This is a genomic window from Ochrobactrum sp. P6BSIII (assembly GCF_014138065.1).
Classification (GTDB): domain Bacteria; phylum Pseudomonadota; class Alphaproteobacteria; order Rhizobiales; family Rhizobiaceae; genus Brucella.
Genome location: NZ_JACGXB010000019.1, coordinates 26535 through 47820 on the forward strand (window position 1 = coordinate 26535; position 21286 = coordinate 47820).

The window sequence follows — 21286 nt, forward strand, 5'->3', positions numbered from 1 at the left end:
CCGGGGCGGTGTTACAACGACTACGAACACGAATCCAGACCAGTTTCCATTCGGAAGGCTCCGAATCTCGCAAAATCACCATTTTCATTTGTACTGTCACGTTGGGAACACGCCCAAAATGCCCATATATTGCAGGATCATGGTAATTTCGCCCAACGAATCAATGCTATTTCGTATTTCCTTAAAAACAAGCGCATCACGCTTACTTACAATGGACGAATGAAGTTGAACGGATTGATCGCTCTTTTGCGCAGAAAATTCCTGCCGACAATTTCTCAGGGGCTCAAATTTGGGCTCCTGACTGCGGTTGCCGTCTCGATGACGGGAATCGCTGTGAGCAAGGCGCAGGCCGAAACAGCAACGACGCCCGATTATGCCCTTTCCATGCATGGGGACGTGGCGCTTCCCGCCGACTTCAAGAATTTTCCCTATACCAATCCCGATGCACCCAAGGGCGGTAAGCTCACCATGGGCGTTGTCGGCACTTTCGACAGCCTCAATCCCTTTGTGCTGAAAAGCATGCGAACGACTGCGCGTGGACTATTCACCGATGGGGACTTCGGCAATCTCGTCTTTGAGACATTGATGCAGCGTTCGCGTGACGAGCCTTTCACGCTCTACCCGCTGCTCGCCGAAAAAGTCGCTATTGATCCGGCGCGGACATGGGTGGAATTTACCCTTGATCCCAAGGCGAAATGGTCGGACGGACTGCCGGTGACGGTGGATGATATTATCTTCACCTACCAGATTCTCACCGAGAAGGGCCGTCCTCCTTTCAACAATCGGATGAGTCGAATTGATAAAATCGAGAAGACCGGCGAACGCTCGGTACGATTTAACTTCAACGATAAATCCGACCGCGAGTTTCCGATGCTGATCGCATCGCTCATGCCGGTTCTTCCGAAACACGCAATCGACCCTGCAACCTTCGGCAATTCAACGCTGAAGCCGCCAATCGGCAGCGGCCCCTATCTGGTGTCCGGCGTGCAACCCGGCCAGCGTATCATCTACAAGCGCAATCCGGACTATTGGGGCAAGGATATTCCATCCAAGCGCGGCACGGACAATTTCGACACGCTGACCATCGAATATTATCGCAACGAAACCTCCCTGTTCGAATCCTTCAAGAAGGGGTTGCTCGACGTTTTCATTGAGGGCAATCCGACGCGCTGGGAAAAATCCTATGATTTTCCGGCTGTACAGCAAGGCAAAGTCATCAAGGAAAGTTTTGAAAAGGGCACACCCGCAAACATGCTGGGTTTCGTGTTCAATACGCGTCGCCCGATCTTCGCTGACCGCCGTGTGCGTCAGGCGCTGGGATTGCTGTTCGATTTTGAATGGGCGAACCGCAATCTTTTCGCGGGCCAGTACAAGCGCACCCAGAGCTTCTGGGAAGGTTCCGACCTTTCTTCAGTCGGTAAGCCTGCCGATGCACGTGAAAAGGAACTGCTCACTCCTTATCCCAATGCGGTGCGTGAAGATGTGATGAATGGCACATGGCATCCGCCCGTTACCGATGGAACCGGCCACGACCGTGCGCCTGCCAAACAGGCTTATGATCTTCTGATGGAAGCCGGTTTTCAGTTCCACAACGGGCTGGCCGTCGATTCCACGGGAAAGCCGCTGCAATTCGAAATCATGACGCGCTCGGCGGATGAGGAGAAGATTGGGCTTGCCTATAAGCGTAATCTCGCTCGCCTCGGCATCACGGTGGAAATCCGTACAGCTGACGATGCACAATATCAGCAGCGGCTCCAGACCTTCGATTACGACATGATCCTGGGCGCTCTTTCCAGTTCGCTGTCGCCCGGCAACGAGCAGTGGATGCGCTGGGGTTCGGCCTCGCGCGATGCTCAAGGCAGCTTCAATTATCCGGGCGTTGCTGATCCCGCAGTCGATGCGATGATTGATGCGATGCTCGCTGCACGTAGCCGTGCCGATTTTGTCAGCGCCGTGCATGCACTCGACCGGATACTGCTATCGGGCGATTATTACATTCCCCTCTACCATCTGCCTTACCAGTGGGTGGCGCGGTGGGACCGGATCGGCCATCCGGAAAAAACCTCGCTTTACGGTTATCAATTGCCGACCTGGTGGCGCGCCCAGCCTTAGAGCGCAGATCTAATCGAATCAGATCTGCGCTCTAAGGTTTTGTTTTAACGCGCATCTTTTCCGAAAACCGTTTCACACTTTTCGGGATGCGCTCCAAGTTCTCTTTGATAAGACCGTAATTCGCCCTAAATCCACGTCCTATATAATGCGATATTGATGCGGGAGGCTCAGCCTCCCGTAACCACACGGAGCATCCCCATGAGCGAAAACACGAGTGAAAAGAAAATCACCATCGACGTTGTGTCCGATGTCGTCTGCCCATGGTGCTTTCTTGGGCGCAAGCGGCTTGAAAACGCTCTCGCCATGCTGCCCGAAGTAGAAGCGGAAATTCGCTGGCGTCCGTTTCAGCTCGACCCGACGCTCCCACCGCAAGGCAAGGATCGTGGTGTCTATATGCGCGAGAAATTCGGCAACGGTTCGAAGATCGATGACATTCACAAGCAGCTAACCGGATTGGGCGACGAAAACGGCATTGTCTTCGACTTCGAGGCGATCACCCGCGCACCCAACACGCTCGACGCGCACCGCGTCATCCACTGGGCTGCACAGGCCGCTCCCGATACGCAGAACAAGCTCGTCGGCACATTGTTCTCGCTCTATTTCGAGCAGGGACAGGATATTGGCGACCATGAGGTGCTGGTCGATGCTGCCGCAAGCGTTGGTATGGATGCAGCCGTTGTCGCCCGCCTTTTGGAAAGCGATGCCGACAAGGCAACAATCCGCGAGGAAATCGACACCGCCAACCGTATCGGTGTGCGCGGCGTGCCCTGCTTCATCATCGATCAGAAATATGCCGTTATGGGCGCACAAAACGCCGATGTTCTGGCCGATGCCATCCGCCAGACGGCGGAAGGCTTCGAACCGGGAATTTCTGAAGATCGCTAAAAGACGCGAAGCGGCGGGTTAACCCGCCGCGATTTTCGCCAACTGTGTCATGATGACAGCCGAGCCGTTGAGACGCTTTTCCGGCGTCGCCCAATCACGAATGAACACAATGCTCTGATCCGGCCTGATCTTGGCCATAGAACCCTGCTCGCCGATCATCTTCACCAGACCAACAGGGTTGTTGAACGTCGCGTGACGGAACTGGATGACGACGCCCTTCGGACCGGCATCCAGCTTTTCGACATTGGCGCGACGGCAGAGCGCCTTGATATAGACGATCTTAAGCAGGTGCTGCACTTCCTCCGGCATCGGGCCGAAGCGGTCGATGAGTTCTGCGCCGAATGCATCGATATCCTGCGGTTCTTCCAGATCGGCAAGGCGGCGATAAAGGCCGAGGCGCAATTGCAGGTCCGGCACATAGGCTTCGGGGATCATGACCGCCGTGCCAATAGCGATCTGCGGCGACCACTGGCTGTCTTCCACTTCGCCGGAACCCTTGAGTGTTGCAACGGCTTCTTCCAGCATCTGCTGATACAGCTCGAAACCGACTTCCTTGATATGGCCTGACTGTTCCTCGCCTAAGAGATTACCCGCGCCACGAATATCCATGTCGTGGCTGGCAAGCTGGAAGCCTGCGCCAAGCGTATCCAGCGATTGCAGCACTTTCAGGCGACGTTCCGCCATCTGTGTCAGCATCTTGCCTGCGGGAAGCGTGAAGAGTGCGAAAGCGCGCTGCTTGGAGCGCCCGACGCGACCACGCAGCTGATAGAGCTGCGCCAGTCCGAACATGTCGGCGCGATGCACGATCATGGTGTTCGCGGTCGGAATATCGAGACCGGATTCCACGATGGTCGTGGAAAGCAGCACGTCGTATTGACCGTCATAGAAGGCGTTCATGATATCGTCGAGCACGCCCGGCGCCATCTGGCCATGCGCAACGGCGACTTTCAGTTCCGGCACATGTTCCTTCAGGAATTCCTCGATGTCGCCCAAATCGGAAATACGCGGACAGACATAAAAACTCTGACCACCGCGATAGCGCTCACGCAGCAAAGTTTCACGAATGACGAGCGGATCGAACGGAGAAACGAAGGTGCGCACCGCCATGCGATCCACTGGCGGCGTGGTGATGAGCGAGAGTTCGCGCACGCCGGTCAGCGCAAGCTGCAAGGTGCGCGGGATTGGCGTTGCCGACAGGGTCAGCACATGCACATCGGATTTCAGCTCCTTGAGCCGTTCCTTGTGCTTGACGCCGAAATGCTGCTCCTCATCGATGATGAGCAGGCCGAGATTCTTGAACTTAATCGAATTGCCGAGCAGCGCATGGGTACCGACGACGATATCGACGGTGCCCTCTTCCAGACCTTTCTTGGTCGCGGCCAGTTCCTTGGTTCCAACCAGCCGCGAAGCATGCGCGACGGTGATCGGCAGTCCATGAAAGCGCTTGGAGAAAGTCTTGAAATGCTGGCGTGACAAAAGCGTTGTCGGCACAACCACCGCGACCTGCACACCATTGAGCGCCGCGATAAAGGCAGCGCGGAGCGCCACTTCCGTCTTGCCGAAACCGACATCGCCGCAAATCAGGCGATCCATCGGCTTGCCCGCCGCCAGATCGTCTGCCACAGCCTCAATGGCCGTCATCTGGTCTTCAGTCTCGTCATAGGGGAAGCGCGCAGAGAATTCCGCATAAAGCCCATCCGGCGGGGTCATCACCGGCGCGCCACGCATCTGACGTTCGGCGGCGATCTGGATCAGATGGCCCGCAATCTCAAGCAGTCGCTTCTTGAGCTTGGCCTTGCGCATCTGCCATGCGCCACCGCCAAGCTTGTCGAGAACCGCGTCGGAACCTTCCGACCCATAGCGCGAGAGAAGCTCGATATTTTCGACCGGCAGGAACAGCCGGTCATCGCCCGCATAGTGAAGTTCAAGACAATCATGCGGTGCGCCCGCTGCGGTGATGGTCTTGAGGCCGATGAAACGACCGATACCATGATCGACGTGGACGACAATATCGCCAGCCGTCAGCGACGCCACTTCCGAGATGAAATCCTGATCACGCTTGCGACGCTTGGACCGGCGGATAAGACGGTCGCCGAGAATATCCTGTTCGGCAACGACGGCGAGATCACCGGCATCGAAGCCGCTTTCAACGGCCAGCACCGCCGCGGTGACCTTGTCGCGAGACAGCGCCTTGACAGTTGAGAGCCGGTCAACCGTCTCGATCTTTTCCAGCCCGTGCTCGTCAAGAACCTGCAACAGTCGGTCGAGCGAGCCTTCCGTCCAGGCAGCAACCAGCACTTTCTTGCCGGAGGCTCGGAGATCAGCAATGTGCTTCACCGCCGCCTCAAACAGGTTCACATCAGTTGCTGCACGCTCCTCGGCAAAGTTGCGACCCTTATGCGCATCGGCATGAACAATGGTGCGGTTCGATACTTCCGGCGCGCCAAAGGGTGTGAGGTCGATGCGAAGCCCGCTTGCCTGCACCGCATCCTCGACCGCCTGCGGCGTGAGATAGAGGGTTTCCGGCTTGACCGGCTTATAGGGAACGGCATCGCTGCCGGCTTCCTTGCCTTCAGCCTGACGCAGCCGGGCCTCGTAGTGGTCCACCACCATGGTGTGGCGCTCAGTCAGCGCTTCATGCACCAGATGATCGAATACCACCGGCATGCCGCCCGCATGGTCGAAAACCGTTTCCAGATGATCGTAAAACAGTGGCAGCCAGTGTTCCATACCGGCAAAACGGCGGCCTTCACTGATCGCCTGATAGAGTGCATCGTCACGCTGCGGCGCGCCGAACATAGCCACGTAGTTCTTGCGGAAACGGCTGATCATGTCGGCTGAGAGCGTGATTTCGCTCATCGGCTGCAGCACGAATTCCTTGCGTGTGCCCGTCGTGCGCTGCGATGCGGGATCGAAAGCACGGATCGTTTCCAGCGTATCGCCGAAGAAATCGAGGCGCAGAGGTTCTTCCGCGCCCGGCGCATAAAGATCGAGAATACCGCCACGAACGGCAAATTCGCCGATATCGCGCACGGTCGACACACGCTCGAAACCGTTGCGTTCCAGCCGTGACGCAAGGTCATTCATGTCAAGCTGGTTGCCCGGACGAGCCGAAATTACCTGCTCGGCAATTGCCGCCTGTGGCGGCAGTTTTTGCAGCACCGCATTGGCCGTAGTCAGCACGATGGCCGGATGTGGTGTTTTCTTGAGCGCCGCCAGAGCGCCGAGCGCGGTCAGTCTGCGCGCCGATGCGTCGGCACCGGGCGATACGCGATCATAGGGCAAGCAGTCCCATGCGGGCAGATGCAGCACCGCTAGATCCGGCGCGACAAAGCTCAAGACCTGCTCAAGGTCAGCAATGCGCTGCCCGTCGCGCACGATATACATGATAGGCCCGCGTTCGCCGATCTCATCCACCAGACGCGCGAGACAGAACGCCTCGAAGCCATCGGCAACACCATCAATGACGATGCGGCGTCCAGCTTTCGTATCCGTATTGGGCTTGAGACCAAATTTGCTGAAAACGGGCATGGATTTTTTAAAACTCTATGCGGTCACGGAAAGCGACGATGTCGCGGAAAAGCGGTGTGTCATGTTCTGCCGGGATAGGGCTTTCACCCGTCACCCATTTAAGAAGATCACGATCCAGCACTTCCAGAATCTGTTCGAACTCATCGAGCTGGGGATCGGTGAAGCTCACAATATACTCATCCGCATATTGGCCCAGAATCAAATCCATCTCGCGCATGCCCCGATGCCAGGCGCGAAACAAAAGCTTGCGACGCCGTACATCCAGATTTCCCGCCGCAAGTGTGCTGCCAGTCATGTCGGAACTGCTCCATTTATCAAAATCGCTGCCGGTATATAGCATCTGGGACCGAACAGGGAACCTGTTTATGAGACAAGAACAAAAAGAGCACGAAAAGATGATGGCGCAGGCTTGCACCTGACAGCGAAGCAGTTAATGCTCCCCGCCATGCGCCCATCCATGCTCGATCCGTTTTTCGCTTCCGTCCGTTCGCTTTCCGGCATTGGCCCGAAAGTTGCGGTTTTGCTTGGTAAACTTCTCGGCACCGATGTGCCCGGCGCGGAACCGAAAGTCGGCCAGCTTCTGTTCCTGCCGCCGAACAGCGTCATCGACCGGCGCAATCGCCCCGGCATTGCGCTTGCTCAGGAAGGCGCCATCGTCACGCTGGAAGTGGTGGTTGATCAGCACCAGCCAGCGCCGCCGGGCAGAGGCAATGTCCCGCATCGCGTCTTCGCCCACGACGACACCGGCGAGATTGCCCTGACTTTCTTCCATGCGCAATTGCCATGGCTGCACAAGATGCTGCCCGAAGGCGAAACCGTCATCGTGTCCGGCAAGGTGGAATGGTTCAACGGGCGCGCCTCCATGGTGCATCCGGACTATATTGCGAGCCTCGAAGATGCCGCCAATCTGCCGATGGTCGAGCCGGTCTACCCGCTGACGGCAGGCCTGTCGCCAAAAACACTGGGACGTGCCGTCAAGGAAGCGCTGACGCGTGTTCCACCGCTGCCCGAATGGATAGACGGCCCCTTGCTGGCACGCGAGCGTTTTCCGAATTTTCAGGACGCGCTCAACACTTTGCACCAGCCGGAAGACCCCTCCGACATCGCACTTGAAGGCATTACGCGGCGCAGGCTGGCTTATGATGAATTTCTGGCCGGTCAGCTTGCCCTTGCCCTCGTGCGTGCCAAGACACGCCGACTGTCCGGTCGTCCGCTGGAAGGCACAGGCCGTATCGTAGCCCAGATCATGCGCCACCTGCCCTATAGCTTGACCAAGGGACAGGATCAGGCCGTTCGCGAAATCATCGCAGACCTTAAATCACCCGAGCGCATGTTGCGGCTTTTACAGGGTGATGTCGGCTCCGGCAAAACGGTGGTGGGTCTGCTGTCTATGGCACATGCCGCAGAATCCGGCGGTCAATCCGCCCTGATGGCCCCAACCGAAGTGCTCGCTCGCCAGCATTTTGCAACCATTGCACCACTCGCCGAGAAAGCCGGGCTGAAAGCTGCCCTGCTGACGGGCCGCGAGAAAGGTCGCGACCGGAACGCCGTGCTGGAAGGTTTGAAGAGCGGCGAGGTCGATATCGTCATCGGCACGCATGCGCTGTTTCAGGAAAAAGTCGAGTATCACGACCTCGTTCTGGTCATTATCGATGAGCAGCATCGCTTTGGCGTGCATCAACGCCTGATGCTGACGGCAAAGGGCTCCGCCCCCGATATGCTGGTGATGACGGCGACACCGATCCCGCGCACGCTGGTTCTGACCGCTTTCGGCGACATGGACGTATCAAAGCTGACCGAAAAGCCCGCCGGACGCCAGCCCATTACCACGGCAATCCTACCGATGGAACGCATGGGCGAACTGGTGGAGCGCATCCGTAAAGCGGTGCAGGAAGGCCAGAAGATCTACTGGATCTGCCCGCTGGTTGAAGAATCCGAAGTCGTTGAACTGACATCGGCGGAAGAGCGTTTCGAAAACCTCAAATCCGTCTTCGGTGACCGGATTGGCCTTATTCATGGCCGTATGAACGGTGCTGAAAAAGATGAAGCCATGCGCGCCTTCAAGCAGGGCGAAACGCGGCTTCTGGTTGCCACCACCGTCATTGAAGTTGGTGTGGACGTGCCCGACGCGACCATCATCGTGATCGAACACGCCGAACGGTTCGGCCTGTCGCAGTTGCACCAGTTGCGCGGGCGTGTAGGGCGCGGCGACAAGCCATCGACCTGCCTCCTGCTCTACAAGGGACCGCTGGGCGAAATCGGTCAGGCGCGACTGAAGGTCATGCGCGAGACGGAAGACGGTTTCCGCATCGCCGAAGAAGATCTGAAACTGCGCGGCGAAGGCGAGTTGCTCGGCACGCGCCAATCCGGCACGCCGGGCTTCCGTCTGGCTTCCATCGAAGCGCATGGCGATCTGCTGGAAATCGCCCGCAAGGATGCGCGTTATGTTCTGACCAGCGATCCCGATCTGGAATCCGAACGCGGACAGGCATTGCGCGTGTTGCTCTATCTCTTCGGGCGCGATGAGGCGATAAGGCTGCTGAGAGCTGGATAGCAAAATGGCCGCTCACGCGGCCATTTCAATTACTCTATAAAGCGAGCTCTTTAACGAGCTGATTTTACTCAACCGTGACCGATTTTGCAAGATTGCGCGGCTGATCGACGTCCGTGCCCATCAGGACAGCGGTGTGATAGGCCAGCATCTGGATCGGCAGGGCGTAGACCAGCGGCGTGATGAATTCCGGTACGTCCGGCAGAACGATGGTCGCCATCGTATCGACGCTGGCGCTTTCCGCGCCCTTCTTATCGGTGATCAGGATGATACGACCGCCACGGGCTGCCACTTCCTGCATGTTGGAGACCGTCTTTTCATAAAGGCGATCAGACGGCGCAATCACGATAACCGGCATGGCTTCGTCAATCAGGGCGATAGGTCCATGCTTCAACTCGCCAGCGGCATAGCCTTCGGCGTGAATATAGGAGATTTCCTTGAGCTTCAGCGCGCCTTCCATGGCAAGCGGGAAGGACGTGCCACGCCCCAGATAGAGGACGTGATTGACCTTGGCGAGATCGGTACAAACTGCCGCGATCTCGTCTTCCAGCTTCAGCACCTGATTGAGGAAACGCGGCGCTTCGGAGAGCTGGCGCACCAGTTCCTGCTCGCGCGCATCGTCAATCGCGCCACGCGCCTTGGCGGCAGCAATAGCGAGCGACGCCATGGCCGAAAGCTGACAGGTGAAGGCTTTGGTGGAAGCAACACCAATTTCCGGCCCCGCAAGCGTCGGGAACACCGCATCGGATTCACGCGCAATGGTCGAACCAGTGACATTGACAACAGCGGCAATCTTCAAGCCTTGCGACTTGCAATAGCGCAGTGACGCCAGCGTATCCGCCGTTTCGCCGGACTGCGAAACAAACATCGCCAATGAATCCTTCGACAGCGGCATTTCGCGATAACGGAATTCCGATGCGATATCGCTATCGACAGGCAGACGGGCAATCTGTTCGAACCAGTATTTGCCGACCGATGCAGCATAGAAGGCCGTGCCGCAAGCCGAGATCGTCAGACGATCCACCTTGCTGAAATCGACCCCAACAGCTTCCTGGCGCACCTTGCCGGTGGTGAAATCGAGATAATTGGCCAGAGTGTGCGAGATCACTTCCGGCTGCTCAAACATCTCCTTCTGCATGAAGTGACGATGATTGCCCTTGGAAACGAGCATATTTGCGGTCTGCGTCTTCTGGATCGCGCGCTCGACCTGATTGTTGCTCTCGTCATAAATGGTGACACCCTTGCGGGTCAGCACAGCCCAGTCACCATCTTCCAGATAGGCAATGGTATCGGTGAAGGGCGACAACGCAATCGCGTCTGAACCGAGGAACATTTCACCATCGCCATAGCCGACAGCGAGCGGCGGTCCCTGACGGGCGCCAATGAGCAGTTCTTCATCGCCTTCAAACAGGAATGCCAGTGCGAAAGCACCATGCAGCAGCGGCAGGCAATCACGGACGGCTTCAATCGGCGATTTGCCCTTATCCAGTTCACGCGTCACGAGATGCGCAACGGCTTCCGTATCTGTTTCGGTCTGGAACTTGCGGCCTTCAGCTTCGAGCATGGCGCGCAGTTCGGCAAAATTTTCGATAATGCCGTTATGAACCACCGCGAGACGCTCGGTAATATGCGGATGCGCATTGCGCTCCACCGGCTTGCCATGCGTGGCCCAGCGTGTATGACCGATGCCGATCACGCCGGGAAGCGGCTCACCGGCCAGACGCTTTTCCAGATTGACCAGCTTGCCTTCCGCACGACGGCGATCAAGTTTGCCGCCCTGCAAAGTGGCGATACCGGCGGAATCGTAACCGCGATATTCCAGTCGTTTCAGAGCATCGACCAGAAGCGGCGCGACTTCATCCTTGCCGATAATACCGATAATTCCACACATGCATCTGCTCCAGATCTGGATCGCTTGCTTTTGCCAGCCGGTTTAAAGATTCCAGAGCAGAACAGCAAGACGAGCTGTAACCACTCGGGTCGTCTGATAGTCGATTTACTTCGATGAGGTTTTAGCCGCTTTGATGGCGGCATACTTCTCCCGCAGGATCTTTCCCCGACCTTCCTTGGTTTCCTGTCGCGCGCGACCGAAAGCCAGCGCATCAGCCGGAACATTGTCGGTGATCGTGCTGCCCGAAGCGATATAGGCGTTGTCGCCGATTTCCACCGGGGCCACCAAAGAGGAATTGGAGCCGATAAAGGCATTTTCGCCTATGATCGTCTTATATTTATTGTAGCCGTCGTAATTGCAGGTGATCGTCCCTGCCCCGATATTACTGGATGCGCCGACGGTCGCATCACCGATATAGGTCAGGTGATTGATCTTGGCGCCCTTGCGCACATCTGCGTTCTTCACTTCGCAGAAATTGCCAACCTTGGTTTTCTCGCCAAGCTTCGCGCCGGGACGCAGACGCGCGAAAGGCCCGATTTCGGCATTGGGACCAACATTCGCGCCTTCCATATGTGAGAAGGAATGAATGAGCGCACCCGACGCAATGTGCACGCCGGGACCGAAAAACACGTTGGGCTCAATAATCACATCGGCTTCCACCAGCGTATCATGGCTGAAGAACACCGTTTCGGGCGCAATCAGCGTGACACCGGCCAGCATCATCTTGCGGCGCTTGCGGTTCTGCCAGATGGCCTCGGCTTCCGCGAGTTCTGCGCGATTGTTGATGCCGATGACGTTATCGACCGGCACTTCGATAGCCGTTACGTTCAGGCCCTTGCCATGTGCAATAGCAACAATATCGGTGAGGTAATATTCGCCCTTGGCATTGTCGTTGCCAACAGCATCCAGCAGTGCCAAGGCCTCGCGTCCGCGCACGGCCATCAAGCCGCCATTGCAGAAGCCGATCTGCTTCTGAGCATCAGTCGCTTCTTTCTCCTCGACAATAGCGACCAGCTGGTCGCCTTCCTCGATCAGGCGACCGTATCCATGCGGGCTGGCCGGGCGGAAACCGATCACCACGATATCCGCTCCATCGGCCAGGCGCGCACGCGCCGCTTGCAGGGACTCCGCTTCAATCAGCGGCGTATCACCGAACACGATCAGCAGATCGTCATAACCATTTGCTATCGCCTCACGCGCAGCAAGCACCGCATGGGCCGTACCAAGGCGTTCTGTCTGTTCGAATGCTGAAACCGGGCCTGCGATCTTCTCGACCGCACCGCGCACATCTTCCGCACCGCGTCCAACGACCAGCGCGACATCACTCTTGCCTGTTCCCTGCACGGCTTTGACCACATGACAGACCAGCGGCAATCCCGCGACCGCATGCAACACTTTCGGCAAGCTGGATTTCATGCGCGTGCCTTCGCCGGCAGCAAGCACGATGGAAAGGCAAGTACGATCTGTCATGACATTGTCCAGAAATACGTGGTGTTCATCCGCTTTATCACGAAAGCGTATAAGGAAGCTTACGGATTTAGCCAAGCCGCCCGAGGACCGGGAACGTCTCCAGTAGCCAGAATGAGAAGGATTGCATACCGCCTGTCAGGAACAGGATGCCTGCAACAACCAGCAGCGCACCCATTGCCTTTTCCACCTTGCCAAGATGCACGCGGAAGCGGGACAGGAAGCGCATGAAGGCGCCGGAAAAGAGTGCTGCGATCAAAAACGGAATGCCGAGCCCCAGCGAATAGATTGCAAGCAGAAGCGCGCCCTCGCCTACGGTGCTGCTGCCGCCAGCCAGTGTCAGGATTGGGCCTAGAACCGGGCCGATACACGGTGTCCAGCCAAAGGCGAAGGCCAGCCCCATGACATAGGCGCCAAGCGGCGAAGCCGGGGCATTGCGCGCCTGAAAACGCGCCTCACGTGACAGGAACGACAGGCGCAGCAGCCCCAGGAAATTGAGGCCCATCAGGATAATCACGAGACCGGCGACAATGGCGATCTCCTGCTGCCATGCGCGCAGGAATGCGCCGATGGACGATGCGCCAGCGCCAAGCGCTACGAAAACAGTGGTAAAACCGAGCACGAAACAGATTGCGGCAAAGGCGAGTGAACGGCGGGCTGAAGGCTCGGCGGCGACCCGGGCGGCTTTATCGGCGCGAAAGTCCTCAACGCTCACACCAGCCATGTAACAAAGATAAGGCGGCACAAGCGGCAAAACGCAGGGCGACAGAAAAGACAGAGCTCCCGCACCAGCCGCCGTCATATAGGAAACATCGAGCACGATAACCTCATTCGTTCGTCAAATTGCTTGCTGCCCCGGCTATCCGAAGGCTTATATAGACCAAGTTGTGATTACCATTGAATATTTTCAATGGAACATCTCGTTAGATCACAAGTTTGCCCTAAATCAGGATCATTCCGCGCCTTAATATAAATTATTTGATTGCTCCAACGGAACGATGCACCGATGAGCTTGATTGATGATGATGCACCTTCCATCCCGACAACAGTATCGCCCGGACCTTTTGGCTGGGTGAGACGATACCAGCATTTTCTTTTTCCGGTGGCGGGCATCGCCATCGCACTGTTGGCGATTTATGTTCTGGAGACAATGCTCCAGCATACGTCGCGTTCGGAAACGCTGGCGGCGCTGCATAGCATTTCCTGGACGACGCTGGCGCTGGCCGTATTCTTCACAATACTGAGCTATGCAGCCGTCGCCCTTTACGACGTCGTCGCAGTCGATACCATCGCGCCCAATCAAATACCGCGCCGCATTGCTGCCGTCGCCGGTGCTGCGGGCTATGCGATTTCCAATGCGCTTGGCTTTTCGCTTCTGACCGGTGGTGCTCTGCGATACCGCATTTATGCCGCCGAAGGCGTCAGCCTTGCGGATATCGGCAAGATTGTCGGCACATCGTGGTTTGCGATCTGGTTCGCGCTGATCATCATGGTCGGCGCTGCACTCCTCATCGACCCGCAGGACGTACCGTGGCTGTCCACCATCGATTCGCGCATTGATATTATTGCTGGCGTCGTCATCCTCGGCGGCATTGGCTGGCTGATCTACTGGCTGTCGCATGGCGAGCGCAGCGTCAGAATAGGCTCGTTCAGCCTCCGCCTTCCCAATTCCAAGGGCGCGCTGATCCAGATCTGCGCCGGACTGGTCGATGTCGGCGCTGCCGCGGCCACCCTCTATGTCCTCATGCCTTCAGAAGCAGTGCCAAGCTTTGCCGTCTTCGCGCTTGTCTATGTGATCGCCATTGTTCTGGGCATTGCCAGCCATGCGCCCGGCGGCCTCGGCGCTTTCGAAGCGACCATCATCGCCGGATTGGGCCTTGGCGGAAAACCGGACGCCATTGCCGCCCTGCTCGCTTATCGTATCATTTACACGGTCATGCCGCTGGTCGTCGCTACCGCCGGTATTCTCGTCTGGGAAGCCATGCGGCGGCGGCAGATGCTGGGCAAGCAGGCGGCCTTCGCCAAACGGCTGTTCGAGCCGCTGGTGCCGAGCCTTTCCGCTGGCATCATCTTTCTGGGCGGCATCATCCTGCTGATTTCAGGCGCAACGCCCAATTTGCGCTATCGCGTCGAACTGCTCTCCGACATCGTGCCAGAATTCCTGATGGAAATGTCGCATCTGGCGGCAAGCCTCGTGGGTGTCGCGCTGCTGATCGTTGCGCGCGGCCTTTCCAAGCGGCTGGAGCGAGCATGGGTGGCGGCCATGGCGCTTCTGCTCAGCGGCGCTGTATTTTCGCTCGCCAAGGGCCTCGATTGGGAAGAAGCCGTCATTCTCTGCATCTTCGCCGCGACGCTCTGGAGCTTCCGCGATTCCTTCTATCGCCGCCCGATATCCGGACCATTCGAGCTAAGCTGGAACTGGATCACCACTGTCGGCACGACAGTGCTTGTTTCCACATGGCTTGGCTTCTTTGTCTATCGCCATGTCGAATATTCAAGCGACCTGTGGTGGGACTTTGCATGGAGCGGCAATGCGCCCCGCTTCCTGCGTGCGACCGTGCTGGTCTTTGCGCTGGTCGCCGCTGTCGGCCTGCATTCGATCATCAACCGTAACAGCCACCGCAGGCGCAAGGTCGATTATTCGATCCCGGAAGCCGTTCCAAATCTGGTTGCAGAATGCCCGCACACAGATGCCGCACTGGCCATGCTGGGCGACAAGCAATTCCTGATGGCGCCGGATAACAGCGCGTTCATCATGTATGCGCAGTCCGGCGGCAGTCTGATTGCGCTCGGCGAGCCGATTGGCAATCCTGAAACCGGCAAGGAAGCGGCATGGTCGTTTCACGCACTTGCCGACAAATTGGCCGTTCGCACGGTTTTCTACGGCGTTGGCCCGCAAAGCCTGCCGCTGTTTCTGGATATGGGGCTGGTCGCGCTGAAACTGGGCGAAGTCGCCCGCGTGAACCTGACTGACTTCTCGCTCGAAGGACCACGCCGCCAGCCATTCCGCTATGCCGACCGAAAGATCGACAAGGATGGTTTCACCTTCGAAATCATCCCGGCTGCCGAAGTTGCACCGCTCATTCCGCGTCTGCGTGAAATTTCTGATGCCTGGCTCGACTTCAAGTCCGGCAGCGAAAAAGGCTTTTCTCTGGGCTATTTCGACGACGACTATATGAAGCGCTTCGACGTTGCCGTGTTGAAACAGGAAGGCGAGATCGTCGCTTTCGCCAATTTGTGGCGCGGTGCCGACAAGCACGAAATCACCGTGGACCTGATGCGTTATATGCCCAATGTGCATAAGCTGCTGATGGACGCGCTGTTCGCCAAGCTTTTGATGAACAGCAAGGCCGAAGGCTACAAATGGTTCAATCTCGGCGCGGCCCCGCTTTCCGGTTTGAGCGGCAGCAGGCTCGCCTCGCGCTGGAACCGGCTCGGTTCCTTCATCTACAAGCGCGGTGCCGATCTCTATCATTTCGACGGATTGAAAGCCTTCAAGGAGAAATTCGATCCTGTCTGGACCCCGCATTACATGGTCTGCCCCGGCGGACTGGAAACACCACGCGCCCTGCTCGATGCGACAACCCTGATTAATGGCAGCCCATTGGAGTTCATCCGTAAATGAAGAAAGAACGCGTCCTCTTTACCGTGGTCGGGCTTGCGCTGTTGGGAGCGGCGGGCGTTTACGGCTCGCTGCATACCGGCAAGATCGCCCGCATGTGGACCAAGCTCACGGGTTCCGAAGAGCCGGTCATTCATGCAAGCGCCGAACGGCTGTCGAACATCCCGGTCTATATGCCCAACGGTGACCCGGTCGGGCTTACGATCCTGCTCAGCGACGAGGCCGGCATCGGCGAAAAGGAACGCGCCTATACGGATGCGCTGCTGGCCAAGAACATGATCGTTCTGCCGGTTGAACTCGGTCCATGGCGCGCTTCGCTCGATAAGGAAGACGGCGAGTGCAACTATCTCGACTCCGATTTTGAGGCCATTGCCAAGGAAGCACTGCGCGGGCTCGATCTCGACGTCTATTTCCATCCTGTGTTGACCGGCATCGGACAAGGCGCGACCATCGCCTATGCCGCCGCTTCGGATTCGCCCGATGCGACCATTGCAGGCGCTGTCTCGCTCGACCCGGCTCCCGCCAAGACCCGCCTGCCCTCCTGCACGGAAAAGGCAGCCGCGACGAAGACACCGGATGGCGCCTTCACCTATGCCTATGATTCCGAGATACCAGCACCTGCGCTGGTGATGAGCCCTCCTGGAGGCGAAACCAACAATCCGGTCGAAGCACGGCAAAAGAACATCGCCGTTCTCCAGAGCGGGAAGGATTTCCCGACACGCATGAAAATGGCGGTGGATAATATCGTCGCCATGGCCGATCAGGACGCCAAGAACGAAGCTCTGCCGATTGTCGATCTTCCCGCCAAGGGCGGCAATGGCGATATGGTCGCTGTGTTCTATTCTGGTGACGGCGGCTGGCGCGATCTCGACAAATCTATCGGCGAATGGCTTCAGGCCAATGGCGTGCATGTCATCGGCGTTGATTCGCTGCGTTATTTCTGGTCGGAACGCACACCGGAAGAAATCGCCAAAGACACGACGGCCATGATCAAGAAGGCCGACCCGACAGGCAAATTGCCCGTTGCCGTGCTCGGCTATTCCTTCGGGGCCGACACATTCCCCTTCGCATGGAAGTATCTCGATCCGTCCATTCAGGACCGCACCAGAATGATCGGGCTGCTTGGCGTCGAAACCACGACGACCTTCCAGGTTTCCATCGAGGGCTGGCTTGGCATGGATGGCGACAAGGATGTCGTTCCGGCAATTTCCAGCATTCCGCTCGACCGCGTCGTCTGCGTCTACGGCGAAGAGGAAGAAGACACCGCCTGCACGGCAAAAGAGCTGAAGGGCATGGAAGTCATGAAACTGGCTGGCGGCCACCACTTCGACGAAAATTACGAGCCGATTGCAGCAGCCTTGCTCGACAAGATGCGCGCTCGCGCTGGTTTGCCTCCGCGCCCGTCAAGCTGACGGGCCGGGTTGCCAAAAGTACTAACCCTTTATCGCGCCTGACGGATTTTGCGCGCCAAGCGCGCGCTGTACCGCCACGCGGGCCGATGCCAGATCGGGCATGACCCAGTTTGGCTCGCCGCCCAAAAACTTGTCGAGGAAGGCTATTGCATAGCCCGGCATGTCGGCCACGTTTTCCCGGTAAGACCACCAGGTCCGCAGATCATCCGCACAGGCGTCGATATCCTGCGCCACGCCAAATTCCTGCTCCTGCACTGCGGCAATCGCGCAGATGCAGTAGTTGGTGTAGAGGAAGCCCTCTGGCCAGAAAGCGATAATATCGTGTTGCGGCGTGTTCTCACCCTCGGTTGCCTTCGGGATCGATAGCGCTCTGGCAGGCGACAGGCGGATCAGTTCACGCAGAACAAGACCGGCGGCAAAGGTGATGAAATCCTTGCGGTCCACCTTGGCATAACGCTTGTTTTGCTCGACCAGCTCAACCCAGTTCAGAAAAGCTTCCGTCAGTTTCTGCTCGTCGATATCGTAATCGACACCATAAACATCGTGGAGAAGGCTGGCGTGTTTGCGAAACGTCGCCCTGAACCAGCGCAACTGCCGCAAGCGGCGTCGCAAGTCCGGCATCGATGCCATCTGGTTCTTCAAAAGCAAATCCATATTCCACGCCTCCAACGCCGACAGACCATATGCGAAACAACAGCAGTTGTCAGCTTGTCCGCCCGACGATATTTACCTCATAATTATACATATTGACATTTAAGAAAACAAATGTTCTGTGAAGAGACGGAGACTGGCGGCGCCTGAAGACGCATCAAGCCTCCGGTGGAGGAGGAGAAAATGGCTATCTGGCAATGGGCTTTACTGGCTTTGGCTCTTTTATGGGGAGTCCAATCGCTGGGCGTCTGGTTTCAGATGCGCCATTACTCCGACGTGCTGAAAGGCGTCACATCCCGCTACTCTGACGGATTCGTCGGTGCGGGTCATGTGCGCGGGCGCTTCGGCAAAGGCGTTATTGTCATGATTGTGGTCGACCGCGACCTGAAAGTCCGCCGTTTCCTGGAAATGAGCGGGCGAACCGTGTTTGCGAAATTCAAGCGGCAGGAAGCCTATGAGGGCATGCCGCTCAACGCCTTGCGGCGCGAACAGGAAGCGCTCGAAAAATCGCCCGTCAATGCTGCCGCAAAGCAGGCGATGGACCAGATCGACCGCATCAGGGAACAATCCGACGGCGCGTCTCTCGAAGGACTGAAACTGGCACACGCCTGAGTGCGTGTCCAATCTGGAAGCAGGTAAACAAACAGGCGCATCCCGAAAACTGTGCAACGTTTTCGGACAAGATGTGGGGCAAAACAAACAGATAGAGCACTTCCAATGTCCTGGCGGGTGGAAATGCTTAAGGGGTATCGCCCGACGAGGACGGGCGGCGAGGAGGAGAAATGTCTATAGCTGCAATGCTGGCGCAAGGCGCCGATACGACCTTACAATCCTTGCATGTGGCCAGCCAGATGGCAGCCAACATGGCAACGGATGCAGTGTTTCACGGCAAGCTCGCCGTCGAACACGGCAGCAATAACCTTGTGCAGCTCGCACAGGCGACCGGCGCGGACAATCTGACTGTCGATCAGTTCAAGGAGCGTCTGCAACACGTCACGCAGGAAGAACAGCTGGGCTGGCTTGCCTCTATCGGCAAGCACTTCATCGGCATCTTCCAGAAGGGCGGCGAAGTGTTTTCCGGTTTCGTGACCGGCATCATTCCGACGCTGGTGGTTCTGATGACCGCCTTCTACGCAATCACCGAACTGGTCGGTGAAAAGCGCGTGCATGGTCTTGCACAGGGCGCGGGCCGCATCGCGCTGACCCGTTATACGGTTCTGCCGGTCCTGTCGGTGTTCTTCCTGACCAACCCGATGGCCTATACCTTCGGTTCGTTCCTTGAGGAAAAGCACAAGCCTGCCTTCTACGACGCGGCAGTGTCCTATGTGCATCCGCCGCTTGGCCTCTTCCCGCATATCAATCCCGGCGAATATTTCGTCTGGGGTGGCGTGCTCGTTGCTCTGCTTGAGCTGGAAAAGAAGGGTGCCGTGCCCAATGGTTATCACGTCAATGTGGCCATCTGGTACGCCCTCGTCGGCCTCGTCGTGATCCTGCTCAAGGGCATGCTCACCGAACGCATCACCGCCATCATGGCGCGCCGTCAGGGCGTCGAGCTCTAAGGCGCGCGGGAGGACATCATGGCCAAGACCTATAAGTCAGTCAAAATTTCTCACGGCTCCGGTGGTTGGGGCGGCCCGCTCGTCATTCAGCCGACCGAGCAGCGCAACAAGATCGTATCCGTGACCGGTGGCGGCATTCATCCGCTTGCCAAGCAGATCGCCGAAATGACCGGGGGCGAAGCCGTAGACGGTTTCCGCGCACCGCCCATTGAAAGCGAAATGGCCGTCGTCGTGGTTGATTGTGGCGGCACCGCACGTTGCGGCGTCTATCCACGCAAGCGCATTCCAACCGTCAATCTGACGCCCGTCGGCCAGTCCGGCCCGCTGGCGCAGTTCATCACCGAAGACATTTATGTCTCCGGCGTGAAACCCGAAAATGTCGTTCCTGCCGATGGTTCTGAGGCTCCGGCCGCCGCTGCTTCCATTGGAGCTGCCGCCGCCAAGGCCGAAGAAAAGCCAGCAGCACCTGTTGATACCTCGAACGATGGCGGCATGGTCGGCTTTATCAGCCGCATCGGTCGCGCCATGGGTCGCGTCGTCGGCATTTTCTTCAATGCTGGTCGTCGCACCATCGATCAGGTCATCCGCAACGTTCTGCCATTCATGGCGTTCGTGACGATGCTGATCGGTCTCATTCTCTACACCGGCATCGGCGATATTCTCGCCCAGCCAATGGGACCGCTCGCCAACAATATCGTCGGCCTGCTCATTCTGTCGGCCATCTGCGGTCTGCCATTCCTGTCTCCGATCCTCGGACCGGGCGCGGTCATTGCGCAGGTGGTGGGTGTGGCAATTATCGGCCCGCAGATTGCCAATGGTACCATCGCTCCGGCAATGGCCCTGCCCGCGCTCTTCGCCTACAACACGCAGGTCGGTTGCGACTTCGTGCCGGTGGGTCTGGCGCTCGGTGAAGCCAAGCCGAAGACGATTGAAATCGGCGTGCCTGCGATCCTGATCAGCCGCCAGATCATGGGCCCTGTCTCAGTGCTCATCGCCTGGCTCGTCAGCCTCGCCGTGCTTTGACGCAAACTGGCTCGTCGCATCAAAGCGGCGAGCCGTTCCTCTAATCCTCTGTTTTAACGCGCATCTTTTCCGAAAACCGTTTCACACTTTTCGGGATGCGCTCAAATATCTGCCTTTTAATATTCGACATCCTCATCTCCCCAATAATTGGAGGGTGTCGGTTGAGTGAAATTGAAAAGGACTGCCGCCATGCCGATACATCTCAAGACACGGATCACCGCAATCGGTCCCGAAGTGGCTGATCTCGCCGAAGGCGGCGTTCTGATCCTGTTTGCCGAGGGGTCCCCGCCTGAGCTGGCAGAAGTCTCGGTAATGCACGCCGTCGAAGACGGCCCGCAGGAAGCCGCACCGCCGGTTGGCGCGCTCATCGCCATTGGCGACCTGACGGCACGCATTACGGCTGTCGGAACAAGCGCCTGGCAGAAAGTGCGTGACATCGGTCACGTGGTAATATCGTTTACCGGCGCCGACTCGACCGATCGCCCGGGCGAAATCTGTGCCAGCGAAGTTGACGGTGCCGCTCTGGTTGCTGTGCTGCGCGAAGGACATACGATCGTCATCAGCGACTGATCTCAAGAAGCA

General features: G+C 57.7%; 15 protein-coding genes. 9 read left to right on the forward strand and 6 right to left on the reverse strand.

What is annotated here, in order from left to right; translation table 11 throughout:
- Positions 1 to 318: 318 nt before the first annotated feature.
- Complete coding sequence (locus FHW00_RS21075; RefSeq protein ID WP_078340378.1) at positions 319 to 2112, forward strand: extracellular solute-binding protein; 1794 nt, start codon at positions 319 to 321, stop codon at positions 2110 to 2112.
- Between the two features lie 198 nt (positions 2113 to 2310).
- Positions 2311 to 2997: a DsbA family oxidoreductase gene (locus tag FHW00_RS21080; protein WP_078340347.1), complete on the forward strand. Its 687-nt coding sequence runs from the start codon at positions 2311 to 2313 to the stop codon at positions 2995 to 2997.
- Positions 2998 to 3015: 18 nt separating this feature from the next.
- Here the strand turns inward: FHW00_RS21080 and mfd are convergent, their stop codons facing one another.
- On the reverse strand, positions 3016 to 6528 hold the full coding sequence (gene mfd / locus FHW00_RS21085; protein ID WP_078340346.1) for a transcription-repair coupling factor: 3513 nt from the start codon (positions 6526 to 6528) through the stop codon (positions 3016 to 3018).
- A gap of 7 nt (positions 6529 to 6535) precedes the next feature.
- Positions 6536 to 6823: an FAD assembly factor SdhE gene (locus tag FHW00_RS21090; RefSeq protein ID WP_078340345.1), complete on the reverse strand. Its 288-nt coding sequence runs from the start codon at positions 6821 to 6823 to the stop codon at positions 6536 to 6538.
- Between the two features lie 138 nt (positions 6824 to 6961).
- On the opposite strand from FHW00_RS21090, the gene recG reads away from it, so the two are divergent.
- Positions 6962 to 9082, forward strand: a complete 2121-nt coding sequence (recG, locus tag FHW00_RS21095; protein WP_176168364.1) for an ATP-dependent DNA helicase RecG — start codon at positions 6962 to 6964, stop codon at positions 9080 to 9082.
- Positions 9083 to 9146: 64 nt separating this feature from the next.
- Here recG and glmS read toward each other — a convergent pair whose 3' ends face one another.
- From glmS to FHW00_RS21110, 3 genes are all read right to left on the reverse strand, one after another.
- Entirely contained in the window at positions 9147 to 10970 is a 1824-nt protein-coding gene (gene glmS, locus FHW00_RS21100) for a glutamine--fructose-6-phosphate transaminase (isomerizing) (RefSeq protein WP_113533480.1), read from the reverse strand.
- Positions 10971 to 11075: 105 nt separating this feature from the next.
- Positions 11076 to 12440, reverse strand: a complete 1365-nt coding sequence (gene glmU / locus FHW00_RS21105) for a bifunctional UDP-N-acetylglucosamine diphosphorylase/glucosamine-1-phosphate N-acetyltransferase GlmU (RefSeq protein WP_078340344.1) — start codon at positions 12438 to 12440, stop codon at positions 11076 to 11078.
- Positions 12441 to 12507: 67 nt separating this feature from the next.
- On the reverse strand, positions 12508 to 13257 hold the full coding sequence (locus FHW00_RS21110) for a cytochrome c biogenesis CcdA family protein (RefSeq protein WP_078340343.1): 750 nt from the start codon (positions 13255 to 13257) through the stop codon (positions 12508 to 12510).
- A 186-nt stretch (positions 13258 to 13443) separates the two neighbouring features.
- On the opposite strand from FHW00_RS21110, the gene mprF reads away from it, so the two are divergent.
- Both mprF and FHW00_RS21120 read left to right on the forward strand, forming a co-directional pair.
- On the forward strand, positions 13444 to 16062 hold the full coding sequence (gene mprF / locus FHW00_RS21115) for a bifunctional lysylphosphatidylglycerol flippase/synthetase MprF (protein ID WP_078340342.1): 2619 nt from the start codon (positions 13444 to 13446) through the stop codon (positions 16060 to 16062).
- On the forward strand, positions 16059 to 17471 hold the full coding sequence (locus FHW00_RS21120; protein WP_078340341.1) for an AcvB/VirJ family lysyl-phosphatidylglycerol hydrolase: 1413 nt from the start codon (positions 16059 to 16061) through the stop codon (positions 17469 to 17471). The genes mprF and FHW00_RS21120 overlap by 4 nt, the downstream gene beginning before the upstream one ends.
- A 21-nt stretch (positions 17472 to 17492) precedes the next feature.
- On the opposite strand, the gene FHW00_RS21125 is transcribed toward FHW00_RS21120, so the two are convergent.
- The gene (locus FHW00_RS21125) at positions 17493 to 18125 is read right to left on the reverse strand and encodes a hypothetical protein (protein ID WP_078340340.1); all 633 of its coding nucleotides are present in this window, start codon (positions 18123 to 18125) and stop codon (positions 17493 to 17495) included.
- A 180-nt stretch (positions 18126 to 18305) separates the two neighbouring features.
- Between FHW00_RS21125 and FHW00_RS21130 the strand changes: the two genes are divergently transcribed.
- The 4 genes from FHW00_RS21130 (at position 18306) to FHW00_RS21145 (ending at position 21274) form a co-directional block, all read left to right on the forward strand.
- Positions 18306 to 18734 carry a transcriptional regulator GutM gene (locus FHW00_RS21130; RefSeq protein ID WP_078340339.1) on the forward strand — a complete coding sequence of 143 codons (429 nt, stop codon included), beginning with the start codon at positions 18306 to 18308 and terminating at the stop codon, positions 18732 to 18734.
- A 170-nt stretch (positions 18735 to 18904) separates the two neighbouring features.
- On the forward strand, positions 18905 to 19681 hold the full coding sequence (srlA, locus tag FHW00_RS21135) for a PTS glucitol/sorbitol transporter subunit IIC (protein WP_139364430.1): 777 nt from the start codon (positions 18905 to 18907) through the stop codon (positions 19679 to 19681).
- Positions 19682 to 19699: 18 nt separating this feature from the next.
- On the forward strand, positions 19700 to 20704 hold the full coding sequence (srlE, locus tag FHW00_RS21140; protein WP_078340337.1) for a PTS glucitol/sorbitol transporter subunit IIB: 1005 nt from the start codon (positions 19700 to 19702) through the stop codon (positions 20702 to 20704).
- Positions 20705 to 20893: 189 nt separating this feature from the next.
- Positions 20894 to 21274, forward strand: coding sequence for a PTS glucitol/sorbitol transporter subunit IIA (locus tag FHW00_RS21145; RefSeq protein ID WP_078340336.1), 381 nt, complete (start codon positions 20894 to 20896; stop codon positions 21272 to 21274).
- The last annotated feature ends 12 nt before the right edge of the window (positions 21275 to 21286 follow it).